The 21710-nt window shown below is 74.7% G+C and carries 6 protein-coding genes; all 6 read left to right on the top strand.

All coding sequences use genetic code 11. The features are described from left to right. Window positions 1-1726, top strand: a 1726-nt coding sequence (locus tag ACWDCZ_RS19855) for a non-ribosomal peptide synthetase (protein WP_449816546.1), incomplete at its 5' end; no start/stop codon positions are given. Beyond that, entirely contained in the window at window positions 1723-2502 is a 780-nt protein-coding gene (locus ACWDCZ_RS19850) for a thioesterase II family protein (RefSeq protein ID WP_449816545.1), read from the top strand. The genes ACWDCZ_RS19855 and ACWDCZ_RS19850, both read left to right, overlap by 4 nt. After that, complete coding sequence (locus tag ACWDCZ_RS19845) at window positions 2502-3686, top strand: cytochrome P450 (RefSeq protein WP_049650868.1); 1185 nt, start codon at window positions 2502-2504, stop codon at window positions 3684-3686. Before ACWDCZ_RS19850 ends, ACWDCZ_RS19845 begins: the two co-directional genes overlap by 1 nt. Before the next feature lie 195 nt (window positions 3687-3881). Beyond that, entirely contained in the window at window positions 3882-4103 is a 222-nt protein-coding gene (locus ACWDCZ_RS19840) for an MbtH family protein (RefSeq protein WP_049650867.1), read from the top strand. Between the two features lie 8 nt (window positions 4104-4111). Further along, window positions 4112-5098: a TauD/TfdA family dioxygenase gene (locus ACWDCZ_RS19835; protein ID WP_074006474.1), complete on the top strand. Its 987-nt coding sequence runs from the start codon at window positions 4112-4114 to the stop codon at window positions 5096-5098. A gap of 59 nt (window positions 5099-5157) precedes the next feature. Then, on the top strand, window positions 5158-21705 hold the full coding sequence (locus tag ACWDCZ_RS19830; protein ID WP_449816544.1) for an amino acid adenylation domain-containing protein: 16548 nt from the start codon (window positions 5158-5160) through the stop codon (window positions 21703-21705). The last annotated feature ends 5 nt before the right edge of the window (window positions 21706-21710 follow it).

The following is a 21710-nucleotide window of genomic DNA, read 5'->3' as shown; positions in this document are numbered from 1 at the left end:
GCTGGTCACGGAGCTGGCGTGTGGGCATGGCTCTTCCTGCCGACGGGGTTGCCGTGGGCAGTCATGCCCGCCGTGGTCGGCCGAACACCCCGGGTGCCGCGGCGACCGGGTCGGCGTCCACCTCGCCCGCACCGCCGACCTGCCGGTCGCCCTGCTCGCCGTCTGGCGGGCCGGCGCCGCCTACGTCCCGCTCGACCCGGCCTACCCCGCCGAGCGGCTCGCCCACATGGCCGCCGACGCCCGCCTCGCGGCCCTGATCAGCGCCGACGGCCTCCCGGCGGCCGACGGGGTGCCGGTGCTGCGCCCGGACGCCGCCGCCGACGGACCCGAACTGCCCGAGCACGCCCACCCGCTGGACCCGGCGTACGTCATCTACACCTCCGGCTCCACCGGCCGCCCCAAGGGCGTCGAGGTGCCGCGCGGCGCCGTCGCCGCCCTGGTCACGGCCCTGGAGGCGAGCGGCGCCTACCGCGCCGAGCCCGGTGTGGTCGGCTGGAACGCCAGCGTCTCCTTCGACGCCTCCGTCCAGCAGTGGGCCCGGATCTGCCGCGGCGACACCGTCCTGGTGATCGGCGAGGAGCACCGCGCCGACCCGGCCCGGGTGGCCGCCCTGCTGGCCGAGCACGCCGTCACCGACCTCGACCTGACCCCCTCGCACTGGGAGCTGCTGCGCGAGCCGCTGGCCGGCGCCCGGGTGCCGCGGCTGTTCATGGGCGGCGAGGCCGTCCCCGAGCGCACCTGGCGCGAGCTGGCCGACGGCGGCGTCGACGCGCTCAACCTGTACGGGCCCACCGAGTGCACCGTCGACGCCGTCACCGCGCCGATCAGCGGCCCCGGACCGCACCTGGGCGAGCCGCTGCCCGGGGTGCGCCTGCACCTGCTGGACGAGAAGCTCGCCCCCGTCCCCGACGGCGTCGTCGGCGAGCTGTACCTGGCCGGGCCCGGCCTCGCCCACGGCTACCTCGGCCGCCCCGGACTGACCGCCGAACGCTTCGTCGCCGACCCGGTCGCCACCGGGGAACGCATGTACCGCACCGGCGACCAGGCCCGGCGCGGCGAGGGCGGCCGGCTGGAGTACGTCGGCCGGGTGGACCGCCAGGTCAAGCTGCGCGGCTACCGGGTCGAGCTCGGCGAGGTCGAGCACGCCCTGGCCCGGCTGACGGGCGTCCGGGCCGCCGCCGTCACCGTCCACGAGCCCGCCCCCGGCGACCGCCGGCTGGCCGGCTACGTCACCGGCGCCGTCACCGCCGCCGAGCTGACCGAGCGGCTGCGGGCCACCGTGCCCGCCCACCTGGTGCCCTCGGTGATCACCGTGCTGGACGCCCTGCCGCTCACCCCGAACGGCAAGGTCGACCTGGCGGCGCTGCCCGCCCCCGCCGCCGCCTCCGCCGCCGCCTCCGCCGCCTCCGCCGCCGCCTCCGCCTCCGCCGCGGAGTCGGGCGCCGGCGGACTGGCCGGGCAGGTCGCCGAGGTCTGGGGCACCGTGCTCGGCGTCACCGGCCTCCGGCCCACCAACGACTTCTTCTCGCTCGGCGGCCACTCCATCGCCGCACTGCGGGTCGTCCACCTGCTGCGCCGCCGCCTCGGCATCGAACTCCAGCTGCGCCACCTGCTCGACTCGGCCGACCTGGCCGCCTTCACCGCCACCGTCGAACGGGCCGTCGCGGTCGGCACCGCCGCCCCCCGGCCCGCCCTGACCGCCCGCGCCCGGGCGGCCGGCGCATGACCACCGCCCTGCGGGTGCGGCCCCGCGTCGAAGGGGACTGGCTGTTCGTCCCCGTGCCCCAACCGCACTGCCCGTACCGGCTAATCTGCTTCCCGCACGCCGGGGGCGACGCCACCGCCTACACCCCGCTGGCCCGTGCCCTCGCCCCGGTGGCCGAGGTCTGGGCGGTGCGCCCGCCGGCCCGCGGCGGCCGGCTCGGCCACCCGATGCCCGCGAGCTTCGACCTGCTGGTCGACGCCGTCCTGGAGGCCCTCGGCCCGCACCTGACCGGGCGGTTCGGCTTCTACGGGCAGAGCTTCGGCGCCCTGCTCGGCTACGAGGCCGCCCGGGCGCTGCCGGCCGGGCGGCGGCCCGAACTGGTCGTCGCCGCCTCCGCCTCGCCGCCCGCCGCGTGGGCCGGGGCGGATCGCCCCCAGTACACCGCCGACGAGCTGCTGCGCCTCGCCGGAATGGGGCAACTCGTCGAAGGCGAGGCCGAGTTGAAGGAGCACGCGCTGCGCGGCATCCGCACCGACCTGGACGTGGTCGACACCTACCGGCCCCGTCCGCACCCGCCGATCGGCTCCGCCCTGCACACCGTCGTCGGCGCCGAGGACCCGCTCCTGGCCGTCGGCGGCCTCGAAGGCTGGGCCGCCCACACCAGCGGCGGCTCCGGCCACCACGTCGTCCCCGGCGGCCACCTGCTCGCCACCGTCGACGGGCCCGGCCCGGTCGACCTGCTGACCTCCCTCATCGCGCGGCCCGGTGCCGCGCACCTGTCCCGGACGGAGCACTGATGCCCACCACCACCGCGGTCGACCTCACCGACCCCGACCTCTGGGCCCGGCCCGACACCCCCGCGCTGGTCGCGGAGCTGCGCCGGGAGTCCGCCGTCCACCGCACCGACACCGTCGACGACGGGCCGGTCTGGTCGGTGCTCTCCTACCGGCACTCCGCCGAGGTGCTGCGCAACGCCGCCGTCTACAGCTCCGAGCAGGGCTCGCTGCTCGGCGCCGGCGAGGGCAACGTCCCGGTCGGCTCCGGCCGGATGATGGCCCTCACCGACCCGCCCCGGCACCGCGAACTGCGCGCCCCCGCCAACCCGTTCTTCTCGCCCGGCGCCGTGCGCGGGGCCGCCCGGGGCATCGCCGGACTCGCCGCCTCGATCGTCGACCGGGCCGTCGAACTGGGCGAGGTGGACCTCGTCGACGCGGTCTCCGCGCTGCCGCTGTCCGTCATGTGCGACCTGCTGGACGTCCCCGAGGGCGACCGCGAGATGGTCGAGCGGGTCTGCGACGTCGCGTTCCTCGGCCGCACCCCCGAGGAGCGCCGGGCCGGCCACCAGCAGCTCATCCCGTACCTGCTGCACCAGGTGATGCTGCGGCGCAGCGACCCGCGCGACGACCTGATCAGCATGATGGCCACCTACCGGGTCGGCGGGAGGCTGCTGCCGATCGAGGACGTCGTCCTCAACCTGGACAACATCGTGGTCGGCGGCGTCCAGACCGTCCGCCACACCGCAGCGATGGGCCTGTACACCCTGGTCCGGCACCCCGAGCTGTGGCGGAGCCTCCAGCGCGGCGAGGTCGGCATGGACTCGGCGCTGGACGAACTCCTGCGCTGGACCTCGGTCGGGCTGCACACCCTGCGCACCGCGAGCCGGGACACCGAGCTCGACGGGCGCACCATCCGGCGCGGCGACCGGGTCGCGGTCTGGGTGTGGTCCGCCAACCGGGACCCGGAGGCCTTCGACCGGCCCGAGGAGATCCTGCTCGACCGCGCCCCCAACAAGCACCTCGCGCTCGGCCTCGGCGCCCACTACTGCGTCGGCGCGCCGCTGGCCAAGGCCGAACTCGGCGGCCTGTTCACGGCGCTGCTGGAGCGCGTCGCCGTGATCGAGCAGACCGGGCCGGTCGTCCACAACCGCTCGATCATCAACTTCGGCCTGGACCGCTTCCCGGTCCGCCTCACCCCGCGCTGAACCGCCGGGTGCCGAGCCGGCCGACGGGGTGGCCGACAGGGTGGCAGGCGGGGCGGCGGGCGGGGCGGCAGGCGGCAGGGCCCAACTGCCGCGTTCCTGCCGCGACTCCTGCCCTTCCGCCCCGCGGCCCGCCCCTACCTTCGAAGCAACCCGAGCGAAGCAAGCCGAGCTTCGAAGAAACCCGAAGAGGACACCATGAGCAACCCGTTCGAGGACGACAGCGCCGGCTACCTGGTCCTGGCCAACGACGAGAACCAGCACTCGCTGTGGCCGGTCTGGATCGACGTGCCGGCCGGTTGGACCACCGTCCACGGCGAGGACACCCGCCAGGGCTGCCTCGACTACATCGAGGCCAACTGGACGGACATCAGGCCCGCCAGCCTGGTCGCCGCCCTCTCCGCCCCCGCCGACCGGTGACCGCCGCCATGCCGACCTGGGAACTGAACCCCGGCCGCCCGGCCCTCGCCCACGCGCCGCGCACCGCGGACATGGGCGAGGCCTGCGAGTGGCTGCGCGAGAACGAGAGCGCGCTCACCGACGCCCTGCACCGGTACGGCACCATCTTCCTGCGCGGCCTGCCGGTCACCGGCACCGAGGACGTCGCCGCCGTGCGCGACGTCCTCATCCCCGAGCGCACCCCCTACCGGGAGAAGGCCACCCCGCGCAGCGACTACGGCAACGGCGTCTACTCGTCCACCGACCTGCCGCCGGTCCAGCCGATCCGGATGCACAACGAGAACAGCTACACCCTGACCTTCCCCGGCCGGCTGCTCTTCGCCTGCCTGACCGCCCCCGACGAGGGCGGGGCCACCCCCACCGCCGACTGCCGCCAGGTGCTCGCGCAGCTGCCCGCCCACCTGGTGGAGCGGATGCGGACCAACGGCTGGACGCTCACCCGCAACTACTCGGACTACATCTCGCTCGGCTGGCGCACGGCCTTCGCCACCGAGGACCGCGCCGAGGTCGAGGCCTACTGCAAGGAGAACGGCATCAGCTGCGAGTGGCTGGCGGACGGCAACCTGCGCACCACCCAGGTGCGCCCCGGCACCATCCGCCACCCGCGGACCGGCGAGCAGGTCTGGTTCAACCACCTCGCCTTCTGGAACGCGTGGTCGCTCGACCCGGACATCCGGGAGGCGATGACCGAGGAGTTCGGGCCGGACGGACTGCCGTTCAACACCGGCTTCGGCGACGGCGAGCCGCTGGAGCGCGCCGACGTCGACGCCCTCAACGAGGCCTACCACGCCGCCACCGTGCGGGAGCGCTGGCAGGTCGGCGACGTGATGCTGGTCGACAACGTGCTCTGCGCCCACGGCCGGGACCCGTACCGGGGCGGGCGCAAGATCGCCGTCTCGATGGGGCAGCCCCTGGAGATCCAGGACTGCCGGCCCACCGCGGGGCTCACCGTCTGACCGCCGTCCGACCCCTCGACCAGCCCGTGCCGTCAGTAGACCCGAGTAGAGGAAGCACCGTGATCCCGGTTTCGTACGCCCAACAGCGGCTCTGGCTGATCGACCAGATCGAGGGGCCGACCGCGCTGTACAACCTGCCGTTCGCCCTGCGCCTGCGCGGCGCGCTCGACACCGCCGCGCTGCGTGCCGCGACGGCGGACGTGGTCGCCCGGCACGAGGCCCTGCGCACGGTGTTCCCGGTGGCCGGGGGAGTCCCGGTGCAGCGGATCCTGCCGGCCGAGGAGGCGCGACCGCGCTTCCTGGCCGAGGACTGCGCACCGGCCGACTACCCGGCCCGCCGGGACGCCGCGGCCGCCGAGACCTTCGACCTGAGCCGCGAACTGCCCATCCGGGTCACGGTGTTCACCCTCTCCCCGACCGAGCACGTGCTGCTCGTGGTGCTCCACCACATCGCCAGCGACGGCTGGTCGCTCGGCCCGCTGCTGCGCGACCTCGCCGAGGCCTACCGGGCCCGGCTGGCCGGCGGCGCCCCCGACTGGGAGCCGCTGCCGATCCAGTACGCCGACTACGCGCTCTGGCAGCGCGACCTGCTCGGCGACGAGCACGACCCCGAGAGCCTGCTCGCCCGCCAACTCGCCCACTGGCGCGAGGCGTTGGCCGGGCTGCCGGAGGAACTGGAACTGCCGACGGACCGCCCCCGGCCGCCCGCCCCCACCGGCGCCGCCGACTCCGTCGACCTCGCGTGGGACGCCGGCCTGCACACCGCCCTGCTCGACCTCGCCCACACCCACCGCACCACCCTGTTCACCGTCCTCCAGGCCGGCCTGGCCGCCCTGTTCACCCGGCTCGGCGCCGGCACCGACATCCCGCTCGGCACCGGCCTCGCCGGACGCGCCGACGAGGCCCTGGACGACCTGGTCGGCTTCTTCGTCAACTCCCTGGTCCTGAGAGCGGACACCTCCGGCGACCCGGGCTTCGCCGAGCTGCTCGGCCGGGTCCGGGAGGCCCAGCTCGACGCCTTCGCGAACCAGGACCTCCCCTTCGAGCGCCTCGTCGAGGAGCTCAACCCGCCCCGCGCGCTCGGCCGCCACCCGCTGTTCCAGACCCTGCTGGTGCTCCAGAACCACGGCCAGGACGCCGAACTCGCCCTGCCCGGGCTGGAGTCCGCACCCGAACCGATCGGCCTGCGGGTCGCCAAGTTCGACCTCAACATCGGCATCGCCGAACAGCACGGCCCCGACGGCGCCCCCGCCGGGCTCACCGGCTCGATCGAGTACGCCGCCGACCTCTACGACCGCGCCACCGTCGCCGCCCTCGCCGAGCGGCTCGGCCGGCTGCTGGCCGGTGCCGCCGCCGACCCCCACGCCCCCATCGGCACCCTGGAGCTGCTCGCCCCCGAGGAGCGCACCCGCGTCCTCACCGAGTGGAACGCCACCGACACGCCCCGGTGGAGCGGCACCCTCGCCGAGTCCTTCGAGCGCCAGGCCGACCGCACCCCGCACGCCACCGCCCTCGTCCACGACGGCGGCACCCTCGACTACGCCGCACTCGACGCCCGCGCCAACCGGCTCGCCCACCACCTGACCGCCCTCGGCGTCGGCCCCGAGACCCCCGTCGCGATGCTGATGGAGCGCTCCGCCGACGTCGTCGTCGCCACCCTCGCCGTCCTCAAGGCCGGCGGCTGCTACGTCCCCATGCACCCCGGCCTGCCGCCCGAGCGGATGGCCGACGTGCTCGCCGACACCGGCGCCCCCGTGCTGCTCACCGACCGCGCCGACCCCGGCTTCCCGCACGGCGCCGCCGTGGTCCGCCCCGGCGACGAGGCCGGCGCCCCCGACCACCGCCCCGCCCTGCCCGTCCACCCGGACCGGCTCGCCTACGTGATGTACACCTCCGGCTCCACCGGCCGCCCCAAGGGCGTGGCCGTGCGCCACCGCGACGTCGTCGACCTCGCCGCCGACCGGCGCTGGCAGGACGGCCGCCACCAGCGCGTCCTGCTGCACTCCCCGCACGCCTTCGACGCCGCCACCTACGAGATCTGGACGCCCCTGCTGGCCGGCGGCACCGTCGTGGTCGCCCCGCCCGGCGCCCTCGACGCCACCGCCCTGCACGCCGTCACCGTCCGCCACGGCGTCACCGCCGTCTTCCTCACCAAGGCCCTGTTCGACCTCGTCGCCGAGCAGGCCCCGGAGACCTTCGCCGCCCTGCGCGTCGTCTGCACCGGCGGCGAGGCCGCCTCCGGCACCCTGCTGCGGCGCGTCCTGGACGCCTGCCCCGACCTGCTGCTCGCCCACGTCTACGGGCCCACCGAGACCACCACCTTCGCCACCCACCACCCGCTCGCCGCCGCCGACCTCGACGGCCCCCGGGTGCCGATCGGCGGCCCGCTGGACAACATGCGCGGCTACGTCCTGGACGCCCGGCTGCGCCCCGTGCCGCCCGGCGTCCCCGGCGAGCTGTACCTCGCCGGCGCCGGCCTGGCCCGCGGCTACCTCAACCGGCCCGGCCTGACCGCCGAACGCTTCGTCGCCTGCCCGTACCTGCCGGGCGAGCGGATGTACCGCACCGGGGACCTCGTCCGCCGGCGCGCCGACGGCGCCGTGGAGTTCCTCGGCCGGATCGACGGCCAGGTCAAGCTGCGCGGCTTCCGGATCGAGCTCGGCGAGATCGAGGCGGCGCTGTCCCGCCACCCCGCCGTCCGCCAGGTCATCGTGATCGCCCGCGAGGACCGCCCCGGCGACCTGCGGCTGGTCGCTTACTGCACCGCCGAGCCCGGGCTCACCCCGGACGGGCTGCGCGCCTTCGCCGGCACCGTACTGCCCGGCTACATGGTCCCCGCCGCGGCCGTCCTGCTGGACGCCCTGCCGCTCAACGCCAACGGCAAGGTCGACCGCCGCGCCCTGCCCGCCCCCGACCTCGCCGCCGACGACACCGGGCGCGCCCCCCGCGACGAGCGCGAACGGGTGCTCTGCGAGCTCTACGGCGAACTCCTCGGCATCGACGACATCACCATCGACGATGACTTCTTCGCCCTCGGCGGCCACTCCCTGCTCGCCACCCGCCTGGTCGGCCGGGCGCGCACCGAACTCGGCGTCGAACTCGCCATCGGCGACCTCTTCCAGGCGCCCACCGTCGCCGGGCTCGCCGAGCGGATCGCCGAGCGCGCCGCCGGCGCCCCCGCCCAGGCCCGCCCGGCGCTGCGGCCCGCCGTCCGGCCCGAGCGGGTGCCGCTCTCCTTCGCCCAGCGCCGCCTCTGGTTCCTCGCCCAGGCCGAGGGCCCCACCGCCGCCTACAACATCACCCTCGCCCTGCGGCTGCGCGGCCCGCTCGACCCCGCCGCCCTGGCGGACGCCCTCGGCGACACCGTCCGGCGGCACGAGGCGCTGCGCACCGTCTTCGCCGAGCACGACGGCACCCCGTACCAGCGCATCCTGGACGGGCCCGTGGCCCCGCTGCTCACCACCACCGACCGCCCGGTGGACGAACTCGCCCGGCACGGCTTCGACCTGGCCGCCGACCTGCCCGTGCACGCCTACCTGCGGCCCGAGGGCCCGGACGAGCACGTCCTGGTCCTGGTCCTGCACCACATCGCCGGGGACGGCGCCTCGCTCGGCCCGCTCTACCGCGACCTCACCGACGCCTACCGGGCCCGCCAGGGCGGCCACGCCCCCGACTGGGAGCCGCTGCCCGTCCAGTACGCCGACCACGCGCTGTGGCAGCACGGACTGCTCGGCGACGAGGACGACCCGCAGAGCCTGGCCGCCCGCCAACTCGCCCACTGGCGCGAGGCGTTGGCCGGGCTGCCGGAGGAGCTGGCACTGCCCGCGGACCGCCCCCGGCCGCCGGTCGCCAGCCACCGCGGCGCCGTCGTCCCGCTGGAGCTCGACGCGGACCTGCACGCCCGGCTCGCCGACCTCGCCGCCGAGCACGGCGCGACGCTCTTCATGGTCCTCCAGGCCGCCTACGCCACCCTGTTGCACCGCTTCGGCGCCGGCACCGACCTGCCGATCGGCACCCCGGTGGCCGGGCGCCTCGACGAGGCCGCCACCGATCTGGTCGGCTACTTCGCCAACACCCTGGTGCTGCGCACCGACCTCTCCGGCCGGCCGAGCTTCGCCGAACTGCTGCGCCGCGTCCGGGAGACCGACCTCGCCGCGTACGAGCACCAGGACACGCCGTTCGAGCGCCTGGTCGAGGAGTTCAACCCGGTCCGCTCGTTGGCCCGGCACCCGCTGTTCCAGGTGATGCTGACCTTCGCCGCCGCCGCCGAGGGCGGCCCCGCCTTCCCCGGCGTGACGGCCGCCGAGGAGCCGGTGGAGTACGGCACCGCCAAGTTCGACCTCAAGCTGGCGCTGACCGAGCGCCACCGCGCCGACGGCACCCCGGACGGGCTCGCGGGCGGGCTGGAGTACGCCACCGACCTGTTCGACCCGGAGACCGCGCAGCGGCTGGCCGACGTACTGGCCCTGATCCTGCGGCAGGCCGCCGCCGACCCGGAGCTCAGCGTCGCGGCGGCCGGGCTGACGCCCGCGGGCGGGGCGGCCGAACTCCGCCACTCCGCGGGGCCGTTGGCTTCTGAGGTGCCGCTGCTTCCGGCGGTGTTCGAGGAGCAGGCGGCGGCCACGCCGGAGGCGGTGGCGCTGGTGTGCGGTGACGAGGTGCTGACGTACCGGGAGTTGGACGCGCGGGCCTCCCGGCTCGCGGGCCGGCTGGTCGGTGCCGGGGTGACGCCGGGCGCGATGGTGGCGCTGGCGCTGCCGCGCTCGGTGGAGTCCGTGGTCGGGCTGCTCGCGGTGCTCAAGGCCGGCGGGGTCTACCTGCCGCTGGACGCCGAGTACCCGGCGGACCGCACCGCCTACACCCTGACGAACGCCGGGCCCGCGCTGGTGCTGACGGACAGCCGCTGGCCGCTGCCCGAACTGCTCGCCGAATTCCCGGTGTTGGACGTCACCGACGCGCCGGGTCCGGCGGAGTTCGCCAGGCCTGTCCTGGGCGGGTCGGACGCGGCGTACGTGATCCACACCTCCGGCTCGACGGGCCGCCCGAAGGGTGTGGTGGTCTCGCACGGGAGCATCGCCGCCCTGCTGGCCGGCCACCGGGCGACGCTGGTCGCGGACGCGGAGGCGGCGCACGGCAGGCTGCGGGTCGCGTTGACGGCTTCGCTCTGCTTCGACGCCTCGTTGGAGGTGGTGCTGTGGATGGTCGCCGGGCACGAGCTGCACCTGATCGGTGACGAGGTGCGCCGGGACGCCCGGCAGTTGGTCCGCCACGTCCACGAGGTCGGGCTGGACGCGCTGCACGTCACTCCGTCGTACGCCGAGCAACTGGTCGAGGAGGGGCTGCTGGAGGAGCCCGCGCCGAAGCTGCTGCTGCTCGGTGGCGAGGCCATCGGGCAGGGCCTGTGGAGCAGGCTGTGCGCGGCTCCGCTGACCTCCGGCCACACCATGTACGGGCCGACCGAGTCCACCGTGCACGCCCTCACCCGTCCGTTCGACGGCGCGGACCGGCCGGTGCTCGGCCAGACCGTCGCCGGAACCACCGGGTACGTGCTGGACGAGAACCTGAACCAGGCGCCGGTCGGCGTCCCCGGGGAGCTCTACCTGGCCGGCGCCGGACTGGCCCGGGGGTACCTGGGCCAGTCCGCTCTCACGGCCGAGCGGTTCGTCGCCAGCCCGTTCGTGGCGGGCGAGCGGATGTACCGCACCGGTGACCTGGTGCGCCGCGCCCGCGACGGCGAGCTGGAGTACCTCGGCCGCACCGACAACCAGGTGAAGATCCGCGGCTTCCGGATCGAACCCGGCGAGATCGAGGCCGTGCTGGCCGGCCACCCGGCCGTGCGCCAGGCCGCCGTGCTGCCCGACGACAGCGGCCGGCGCCTGGTCGCCTACCTGGTCGCCGACGGCCCCCTCGACGCGGCCGCCCTGCGCGCCTTCGCCGCCGAGTCGCTGCCCGGCTACATGGTCCCGGCCGCCTTCGTGGAGCTCGACGCCCTGCCGCTGACCGCCAACGGCAAGCTGGACCGCGCCGCGCTCCCGGCCCCCGACTTCGCCGCGCTGGCCGGCGGCCGGGCCGCCCGCACCCCGCAGGAGGAGATCCTCTGCGGCCTGTTCCGCGAGGTGCTCGGCCTCGACGTGGTCGGCGCCGACGACGACTTCTTCGAGCTCGGCGGCCACTCGCTGCTCGCCATCCGGCTGCTCAGTCGGGTCCGCGCGACGCTGGGCGCGGAACTCGGCATCCGGGACGTCTTCGAGGCGCCGACACCGGCCGGGCTCGCCGCCTGCCTCGGTTCGGGGGCGGAGCGTCTCGCGCTGACCGCCTACGTCGAGCGGCCGGAGCGGGTGCCGCTCTCCTTCGCCCAGCAGCGGCTCTGGCTGATCGACCGGATCGAGGGGCCGAGCGCCCTCTACAACTCGCCGCTGGCGCTGCGCCTGACCGGCGAGCTGGACCAGGCGGCGCTGGAACGCGCCCTGGGCGACCTGGTCGCCCGGCACGAGGTCCTGCGCACGCTGGTGGTGGAGACCGACGGCGAACCGCACCAGCTGATCCTGCCGGTCGGAGCGGCCTCGGTGCCCTTCGAGGTCCGGGACTGCCCGGCCGAGGAGGTCGGCGAGTCCGTCGACGCGGCCTCCCGCCGGCCCTTCGACCTGGCGGCCGAACTCCCGGTGCGCGCCCTGCTGTTGCGGGTCGACGCCGAGGAACACGTGCTGGTCCTGGTGCTGCACCACATCGCGAGCGACGGCTGGTCGACCCGCAAGCTGGTGCGCGACCTCGCCGCCGCCTACGCGGCGCGGACGGCCGGAACCGCGCCGCGACAGGCGCCGCTGCCCGTCCAGTACGCCGACTACGCGCTCTGGCAGCGCGACCTGCTCGGCGACGAGGCCGACGAGGAGAGCCTCTTCTCCCGCCAACTCGCCTACTGGAACGAGACCCTGGCCGGAATGCCGGAAGAGCTGGCGCTCCCGGCGGACCGCCCCAGGAGCGCCGCCGCCAGCCACCAGGGCGACCGGGTGGCACAGCTGCTCGACGTCGAACTCCACCGTGCGCTGCGGACCCTGGCGCGCGAGCAGCGGGTGACGATGTTCATGGCCATCCAGGCCGCCTTCGCCGCCCTGCTCACCCGGCTCGGCGCGGGCACCGACGTACCGATCGGCTCCGTGGTCGCCGGGCGCTCCGACGAGGCGCTGGACGAACTGGTCGGCTTCTTCGTCAACACCCTGGTGCTGCGCACCGACACCTCGGGCAACCCGAGCTTCACCGAGCTGCTGGCCCGGGTCCGGGAGACCGACCTCGGCGCCTACGCCCACCAGGACGTGCCGTTCGAGCGCCTGGTCGAGGAGCTCAACCCGACCCGCTCGCTGGCCCGGCACCCGCTCTTCCAGGTCGCGATGGTGCTCCAGAACAACGAGCAGGCCGACGCCTCCTCGTCCGGCCTGTGGAACGGGGTGCTGCCGGCCGCCACCGGGGTCGCCAAGTTCGACCTCAACGTGACCGCCCAGGAGCTCTTCGGCCCGGACGGTGAGCCCGCCGGGATCGACTTCGCGCTCGACTACGCGACGGACCTGTTCGACCAGGAGACGGCCGAGGCGATCGTCCGCCACTTCGCCGGCCTGCTGGCGGCGGCCGTCGAGCGGCCGGACACCCGGATCGGGGCACTGCCGCTGGTGAGCCCGGCGGAGCTGGCCGAACTGCTGGGCGGTGCCACGCCGTTGGCTTCGGAGGTGCCGCTGCTTCCGGCGGTGTTCGAGGAGCAGACGGCGGCCACGCCGGAGGCGGTGGCGCTGGTGTGCGGTGAGGAGGTGCTGACGTACCGGGAGTTGGACGCGCGGGCCGGACGGCTTGCGGGTCGGCTGGTCGGTGCCGGGGTGACGCCGGGCGCGATGGTGGCGCTGGCGCTGCCGCGTTCGGTGGAGTCGGTGGTCGGGCTGCTCGCGGTGCTCAAGGCGGGCGGGGTGTACCTGCCGCTGGACGCCGAGTACCCGGCGGAGCGTACCGGGCACATCCTGGCGGACGCCGAGCCGGCGCTGGTGCTGACGGACAGCCGCTGGCCGCTGCCCGAGGTGCTGGCCGAGCTGCCGGTGTTGGACGTCACGGACGTTCCCGGACCGGTGGAGTTCGCCAGGCCCGTCCTGGGCTGGGCGGACGCGGCGTACGTGATCCACACGTCCGGCTCCACCGGTCGCCCGAAGGGTGTGGTGGTCTCGCACGGCAGCCTCGCGGCCCTGCTGGCGGGCCATCGGGCGACGCTGGTCGCGGACGCGGAGGCGGCGCACGGTCGGCTGCGGGTGGCGTTGACGGCTTCGCTCTGCTTCGACGCCTCGTTGGAGGTGGTGCTGTGGATGGTCGCCGGGCACGAACTGCACCTGATCGGTGACGAGGTGCGCCGGGACGCCCGGCAGCTGGTCCGCCACGTCCGCGAGGTCGGGCTGGACGCGCTGCACGTGACTCCGTCGTACGCGGAGCAGCTGGTCGAGGAGGGGCTGCTGGAGGAGCCGGCGCCGAAGCTGCTGCTGCTCGGCGGTGAGGCGATCGGGCAGGGCCTGTGGACCAGGCTGTGCGCGGCTCCGCTGACCGCAGGCCACACGATGTACGGGCCGACCGAGTCGACCGTGCACGCCCTCACCCGGCCGCTTGACGGCGTGGACCGGCCGGTGCTCGGCCGGGCTGTCGCGGGGACCGCCGGGTACGTGCTGGACGAGCACCTGAACCTGGTCCCGCGTGGGGTGGCGGGCGAGTTGTACCTGGCGGGTGCCGGACTGGCCCGCGGGTACCTGGGCCGCGCCGCGCTCACGGCGGAGCGGTTCGTCGCCAGCCCGTTCGTCGCGGGTGAGCGGATGTACCGCACCGGTGACCTGGTGCGTCGTGCCCGGGACGGTGAGCTGGAGTACCTGGGCCGTACCGACGACCAGGTGAAGATCCGTGGTTTCCGGATCGAACTCGGTGAGATCGAGGCGGTGTTGGCGGCCCATCCGGCTGTCCGTCAGGCCGTGGTGACCGTTCGGGAGAGTGAGGACGGGGACCGTCGGCTGATCGCCTACTGCGCGGTGGCCGAGGACGCCGGCCCCGAGCTCGGTAGCGCGCTGCGCCGGTTCACCGCCGAGTCGCTGCCCGGCTACATGGTCCCGGCCGCCGTGGTGACGCTCGACGCCCTGCCGCTGACCGCCAACGGCAAGCTGGACCGGGCCGCGCTCCCGGCCCCCGACTTCGCCGCGCTGGCCGGTGGCCGGGCCGCCCGTACGCCGCAGGAGGAGATCCTGTGCGGTCTGTTCGCCGAGGTGCTCGGGCTGGACGTGGTCGGGGTGGAGGACGACTTCTTCGCGCTGGGCGGGCACTCGTTGCTCGCGACCCGGTTGCTCAGCCGGGTGCGCTCGACGCTGGCCGCCGAGTTGGCCGTTCGGGACGTGTTCGAGGCGCCGACGCCGGCTGGGCTGGCGGCCCGCCTGGGTTCGGGGGCGGAGCGTCTCGCGCTGACCGCTTACGTCGAGCGGCCGGAGCGGGTGCCGCTCTCCTTCGCGCAGCAGCGGCTCTGGCTGATCGACCGGATGGAGGGGCCGAGTGCGGTGTACAACCTGCCGCTGGTGCTCCGCGTGGCGGGCGAGCTGGACACCGACGCCCTCGGCTCCGCCCTCGGCGACCTGGTCGCCCGGCACGAGGTCCTGCGCACGCTGGTGGTGGAGACCGACGGCGAACCGCACCAGCTGATCCTGCCGGTCGGGGCGGCACCGGTGCCCTTCGAGGTCCGGGACTGCCCGGCCGACGAGGTCGGCGAGTCCGTAGACGCGGCCTCCCGCCGGCCCTTCGACCTGGCGGCCGAACTCCCGGTGCGCGCCCTGCTGTTGCGGGTCTCCTCGGAAGATCACGTGCTGGTCCTGGTGCTGCACCACATCGCCGGTGACGGCTGGTCGATGGGTCCGCTGCTGCGTGACCTCGCCGCCGCCTACGCGGCGCGGACGGCGGGTACCGTGCCCGGGTGGGCGCCGCTGCCCGTCCAGTACGCCGACTACGCGCTCTGGCAGCGCGAGCTGCTCGGCGACGAGGCCGACGAGGAGAGCCTCATCTCCCGCCAACTCGCCTACTGGAACGAGGCCCTGGCCGGAATGCCGGAGGAGCTGGCGCTGCCGGCGGACCGTCCGCGGGGTGCCGTCGCCAGTCACCAGGGCGGCCGGGTGGTGCTTCCGCTGGGTGCCGAACTGCACCGTGCGCTGGTGACGTTGGCGCGTGAGCAGCGGGTGACGATGTTCATGGCCGCGCAGGCGGCGCTCGCCGCCCTGCTCACCCGGCTCGGTGCCGGAACGGACATCCCGATCGGATCGGTGACGGCGGGGCGTTCGGATGAGGCGGTGGACCAGCTGGTCGGCTTCTTCGTCAACACGCTGGTGCTGCGGACCGACACCTCGGGCAATCCGAGTTTCACGGAGCTGCTGGCCCGGGTCCGGGAGACCCAGCTCGATGCGCATGCCCATCAGGACGTGCCGTTCGAGCGCTTGGTCGAGGAGCTCAACCCGGCTCGTTCGCTGGCCCGGCATCCGCTGTTCCAGGTGATGCTGGTCCTTCAGGGCGGTGGTGACACGGCGCCGCTGGACGCGACCGGGCTGGACGTCTCGGTCGAGCCGTCCGGTCGCGCGGTCGCCAAGTTCGACCTGAGTGTCGGCATCGGTGAGTCCTTCGGTCCCGACGGCGCGCCGGCCGGTCTGGAGTGCGTGGTCGACTTCGCGACGGACCTCTTCGACCGCGAGACGGTCGAGGCGATCGCCGTCCGGTTCGGCCGGCTGCTGGCCGCCGTCGCGGCCGGTCCGGACCTGCCGATCGGCAGGGCGGAGCTGCTGTCGCCGGAGGAGCGGGCCGAACTGATCGGTGCTGCGCGGCCGTTGGCTTCGGAGGTGCCGCTGCTTCCGGCGGTGTTCGAGGAGCAGGTGGCGGCCACGCCGGAGGCGGTGGCGCTGGTGTGCGGTGAGGAGGTGCTGACGTACCGGGAGTTGGATGCGCGGGCCGGACGGCTTGCGGGTCGGTTGGTCGGTGCGGGGGTGACGCCCGGTGCGGTGGTGGCGATCGCCTTGCCGCGCTCGGTGGAGTCGGTGGTCGGGCTGCTCGCGGTGCTGAAGGCGGGCGGGGTCTACCTGCCGCTGGACGCCGGGTATCCGGCGGAGCGCACGGCCTACACCCTGGCGGACGCCGAGCCCGCTCTCGTGCTGACCGACGACCGGTGGCCGCTGCCCGAACTGCTCGCCGAACTACCGGCGTTGGACGTCACGGACGCGCCGGGATCGGCACAGGGTCCCCTGATCGCTCTGGGCGCAGCGGACGCGGCGTACGTGATCTACACCTCCGGTTCCACCGGTCGTCCCAAGGGTGTGGTGGTCTCGCACGGCAGTCTCGCCGCTCTGCTGGCCGGCCACCGGGCGGGCATGATGGCGGGGGAGGGGAACCGGAAGTTCGCGCTGACGGCCTCGCTCTGCTTCGACGCCTCCTGGGAGGGCCTGCTGTGGATGGTGGTCGGGCATGAACTGCACCTGATCGACGACGAGGTCCGCCGGGACGCCGGGCAACTGGTCCGCCATGTGCGCGAGTCGGCGATCGACGTGGTGAACGCCACCCCGTCCTTCCTGGTCCAACTGGTCGAGGAGGGCCTGTTGGAGGCGCCGGCGCCGGGCGTCGTGCTGGTGGGTGGTGAGGCCGTCGGCCAGGCGCTGTGGACGCGGCTGCGGGAGACCCCGGGGCTGCGGGCGTACAACCTGTACGGGCCGACGGAGTCCACCGTGGAGGCCCTGGAGCAGCCGTTCGACGGTTCGGACCGGCCGGTGCTCGGCCAGGCCGTCGCCGGGACCGCCGGGTACGTGCTGGACGAGCACCTGAACCCGGTGCCCGTCGGCATCCCCGGCGAGTTGTACCTGGCGGGCGCCGGACTGGCCCGGGGGTACCTGGGCCGCGCCGCGCTCACGGCGGAGCGGTTCGTCGCCAGCCCGTTCGTCGCGGGTGAGCGGATGTACCGTACCGGTGACCTGGTGCGTCGTGCCCGGGACGGTGAGCTGGAGTACCTGGGCCGGACCGACGACCAGGTGAAGATCCGTGGCTTCCGGATCGAACTCGGTGAGATCGAGGCGGTGTTGGCGGCCCACCCGGCTGTCCGTCAGGCCGTGGTGACCGTTCGGGAGAGCGAGGACGGGGACCGTCGGCTGATCGCCTACTGCGCGGTGGCCGAGGATGCCACCTCCGAGCTCGGTGGCGCGCTGCGCCGGTTCGCCGCCGAGTCGCTGCCCGGCTACATGGTCCCGGCCGCCGTGGTGACGCTCGATGCCCTGCCGCTGACCGGCAGCGGCAAGGTCGACCACCGTGCCCTGCCCGAACCCGACCTGGCAGCATTCGCGCCGGCCGGTGGCCGGGCGGCCCGTACGCCGCAGGAGGAGATCCTGTGCGGTCTGTTCGCGGAGGTGCTCGGCCTGGATGTGGTCGGGGTGGAGGACGACTTCTTCGCGCTGGGCGGGCACTCGTTGCTCGCGACCCGGCTGCTCAGCCGGGTCCGTTCGACGCTGGCTGCCGAGTTGGCCGTTCGGGACGTCTTCGAGGCGCCGACGCCGGCCGGGCTGGCGGCCCGCCTCGGTTCGGGGGCGGAGCGTCTCGCGCTGACCGCTCACGCCGAGCGGCCGGAGCGGGTGCCGCTGTCCTTCGCGCAGCAGCGGCTCTGGCTGATCGACCGGATGGAGGGGCCGAGTGCGGTGTACAACCTGCCGCTGGTGCTCCGCGTGGCGGGTGAGCTGGACACCGACGCCCTCGGTTCGGCCCTGGGCGACCTGGTCGCCCGGCACGAGGTCCTGCGCACGCTGATCGAGGAGGAGGACGGCACCCCGTACCAGCGCGTCCTGCCGGCCTGGGCGGCCCGGGTGCCCGTCGAGCTGCTGCCCGAGGGCACCGCGCCGGAGGCCTGCACCGGGCGCCCGTTCGACCTGGCCGCCGACCTGCCGATCCGGGCCCACCTGATCCCGGCCGGGCAGGCCGAGTACCTGCTGGTCCTGGTGCTGCACCACATCGCCGGTGACGGGTGGTCGATGGGTCCGCTGCTGCGGGACCTCGCCGCCGCCTACGCGGCGCGGACGGCGGGCACCGTGCCCGGGTGGGCGCCGCTGCCCGTCCAGTACGCCGACTACGCGCTCTGGCAGCGCGAGCTGCTCGACGAAGCGGACCAGGACGGCCCGATGGCCCGCCAACTCGGCTACTGGCGCGAGGCGCTGGCCGATCTTCCGGAGGAGCTGGCGCTGCCGGCGGACCGTCCGCGGGGTGCCGTGGCCAGCCACCGGGGTGACCGGGTGGTGCTTCCGCTGGGTGCCGAACTGCACCGTGCGCTGGTGACGTTGGCGCGTGAGCAGCGGGTGACGATGTTCATGGCCGCGCAGGCGGCGCTCGCCGCTCTGCTGACCCGGCTCGGTGCGGGCACCGATGTGCCGATCGGTTCGGTGACGGCGGGGCGCTCGGACGAGGCGGTGGACCAGCTGGTCGGCTTCTTCGTCAACACCCTGGTGTTGCGCACGGACACCTCGGGCAATCCGAGTTTCACGGAGCTGTTGGGCCGGGTCCGGGAGACTCAGCTCGATGCGCATGCCCATCAGGACGTGCCGTTCGAGCGCCTGGTCGAGGAGCTCAACCCGACCCGCTCGCTGGCCCGGCATCCGCTGTTCCAGGTGATGCTGGTCCTTCAGGGCGGTGGCGACACGGCACCGCTGGACGCGACCGGGCTGGACGTCTCCGTGGAATCGTCCGGTCGTGCGGTCGCCAAGTTCGACCTGAGTGTCGGCATCGGTGAGTCCTTCGGTCCGGACGGCGCGCCGGCCGGTCTGGAGTGCGTGGTCGACTTCGCGACGGACCTCTTCGACCGGGAGACGGCAGAGGCGATGGTCCGCCACTTCGCCGGCCTGCTGGCGGCGGCCGTCGAGCGGCCGGACACCCGGATCGGGGCGCTGCCGTTGGTGAGTCAGGAGGAGCGGGCCGAACTGCTCGGTGCTGCGCGGCCGTTGGCTTCGGAGGTGCCGTTGCTTCCGGCGGTGTTCGAGGAGCAGGTGGCGGCCACGCCGGAGGCGGTGGCGCTGGTGTGCGGCGAAGAGGTGCTGACGTATCGGGAGTTGGATGCGCGGGCCGGACGGCTCGCGGGTCGGCTGATCGGTGCCGGGGTGACGCCCGGTGCGGTGGTGGCGTTGGCGCTGCCGCGCTCGGTGGAGTCCGTGGTCGGGCTGCTCGCGGTGCTCAAGGCGGGCGGGGTGTACCTGCCGCTGGACGCCGGGTACCCGGCGGAGCGCACGGCCTACACCCTGGCGGACGCCGAGCCCGCGCTGGTGCTGACCGACGACCGGTGGCCGCTGCCCGAACTGCTGGCAGAGCTCCCGGTGTTGGACGTCACGGACGCGCCGGGATCGGCACAGGGTCCCCTGATCGCCCTGGGCGCAGCGGACGCGGCGTACGTGATCTACACCTCCGGCTCGACCGGCCGCCCGAAGGGTGTGGTGGTCTCGCACGGGAGCCTAGCCGCCCTGCTGGCCGGCCACCGGGCGGGCATGATGGCGGGGGAGGAGAACCGGAAGTTCGCGCTGACGGCCTCGCTCTGCTTCGACGCCTCCTGGGAGGGCCTGCTGTGGATGGTCTCCGGGCATGAACTGCACCTGATCGGCGACGACCTGCGCCTCGACGCGGCCGCGCTGGTCCGCCACCTCGGCTCGCACGGCATCGACGTGGTGAACGCCACCCCGCCCTTCGTGGCCCAACTCGTCGAGGAGGGACTGCTGGAGGCGCCGGCGCCGAGCGTCGTGCTGGTGGGCGGCGAGGCCGTCGGCCAGGCACTGTGGACGCGACTGCGGGAGACCCCGGGGCTGCGGGCGTACAACCTGTACGGCCCGACCGAGTCCACCGTGGAGGCCCTGGAGCAGCCGCTCGACGGCTCGGACCGCCCGGTGCTCGGCCGGGCTGTCGCCGGGACCGTCGGGTACGTGCTGGACGAGCACCTGAACCCGGTCCCGGTCGGCATCCCCGGGGAGCTGTACCTGGCGGGCGCCGGACTGGCCCGGGGGTACCTGGGACGCGCCGCGCTCACGGCGGAGCGGTTCGTCGCCAGCCCGTTCGTCTCGGGTGAGCGGATGTACCGCACCGGGGACCTGGTGCGCCGGGCCCGGGACGGTGAGCTGGAGTACCTCGGCCGTACCGACGACCAGGTGAAGATCCGCGGCTTCCGGATCGAACTCGGCGAGATCGAGCAGGCGTTGACGACTCACCCCGAGGTCGCCGCGACCGTCGTCCGGCCGGACGACAGCGGCACCCGACTGGTCGCCTACCTGGTCACCGACCGCCCGCTCGACCCGGCCGGACTGCGGGCCTTCACCGCCGAGCGGCTGCCCGCCCACATGGTGCCCGCCGCCTTCGTCGCGCTGCCCGCCCTGCCACTGACCGGCAGCGGGAAGGTCGACCACCGCGCCCTGCCCGCACCGGAGTTCGCCGCCCACCCGGCCGGCCGCCCGGCCCGCACCCCGCGCGAGCAGCTGCTCTGCACCCTGTTCGCCGAAACCCTCGGCCTGGAGCGCGTCGGCATCGACGACGACTTCTTCGATCTGGGCGGGCACTCCCTGCTCGCCATGAAACTGCTCTCGCGCGTCCGCACCGCCCTCGGTGTCGATCTCGGCATGCGGGCGCTGTTCGAGGCGCCCACGGTGGCCGGGCTGGACGGCCGGCTCGACCAGGGCCCGGCGGCCGACGCCCTGGACGTGCTGCTGCCCCTGCGCACCGGCGGCGACCGGCCCCCGCTGTTCTGCGTCCATCCGGCGGCCGGCATCAGCTGGGTCTACTCCGGGCTGCTGCGCCACCTCGACCCGGGGCAGCCGGTGTACGGCCTCCAGGCCCGCGGCCTGCGCGGCGGGGCGCCGGCCAGCGTCACCGAGATCGCCGAGGACTACGTACGGCAGATCCGCGCCGTCCACCCGTCCGGCCCGTACCACCTGCTGGGCTGGTCCTTCGGTGCGGTGGTCGCCCAGGAGATGGCCGTCCGGCTCCAGGCCGAGGGCGCGCCGGTCGGGCTGCTGGCCCTGCTGGACGGCGGCCCGGCGGTCCGCACCGATGCCGCCCCGCCGTCGGAACCCGCCGACACGGTGGACGAGTTGCTGCGCTCGCTGGGCTACGACCCGGCGGACGGCAGCGGCCAGGCCGACCTGGCGGCGGTGCTCGGCGAGGCCGCGCACGTCCTGCCCGAGGTGTTCGACCGGCACCGCAAACTGATGGCCGAGCACCGGCCCCAGCACTACCGGGGCGATGCCGTCTTCTTCGGCGCCACCCTCGGCAAGCCGGCCGACTGGCCGTACGAGGAGGCCTGGCGGCCTCACCTGGACGGGCTGATCGAGGGCCACCGGCTGCCGTTCGGCCACGGCGACCTGGCTCGGCCGGAGCCGCTCGCCCGGATCGCCGCCGTCCTCGCCGACAAGCTGCGGCCCGAGAGCGCCGGCATCACCGACAACGCAGGCACCACCGACAGCGCCGGCACCACCGACAGCGCACGCACCACCGACAACGCCGGCACCACCGACAACGCCGGCACCACCGACAACGCCGAGAAGTCCCAGAACACCGAGAAGTCCGGAGCGTGAGCCGC

The sequence above is a fragment of the Kitasatospora sp. NPDC001225 genome, assembly GCF_053597855.1.
Note: the sequence above shows the minus strand (reverse complement) of the source record. Positions and strands in the feature narration are given on the sequence as shown.

Bases quoted from the DNA above. Each gene is read 5' to 3' on its own strand.
- ACWDCZ_RS19840 (WP_049650867.1), top strand. From the start codon at position 3,882: ATGAGCAACCCGTTCGAGGACGACAGCGCCGGCTACCTGGTCCTGGCC.
- ACWDCZ_RS19835 (WP_074006474.1), top strand. From the start codon at position 4,112: ATGCCGACCTGGGAACTGAACCCCGGCCGCCCGGCCCTCGCCCACGCG.
- ACWDCZ_RS19845 (WP_049650868.1), top strand. From the start codon at position 2,502: ATGCCCACCACCACCGCGGTCGACCTCACCGACCCCGACCTCTGGGCC.
- ACWDCZ_RS19850 (WP_449816545.1), top strand. From the start codon at position 1,723: ATGACCACCGCCCTGCGGGTGCGGCCCCGCGTCGAAGGGGACTGGCTG.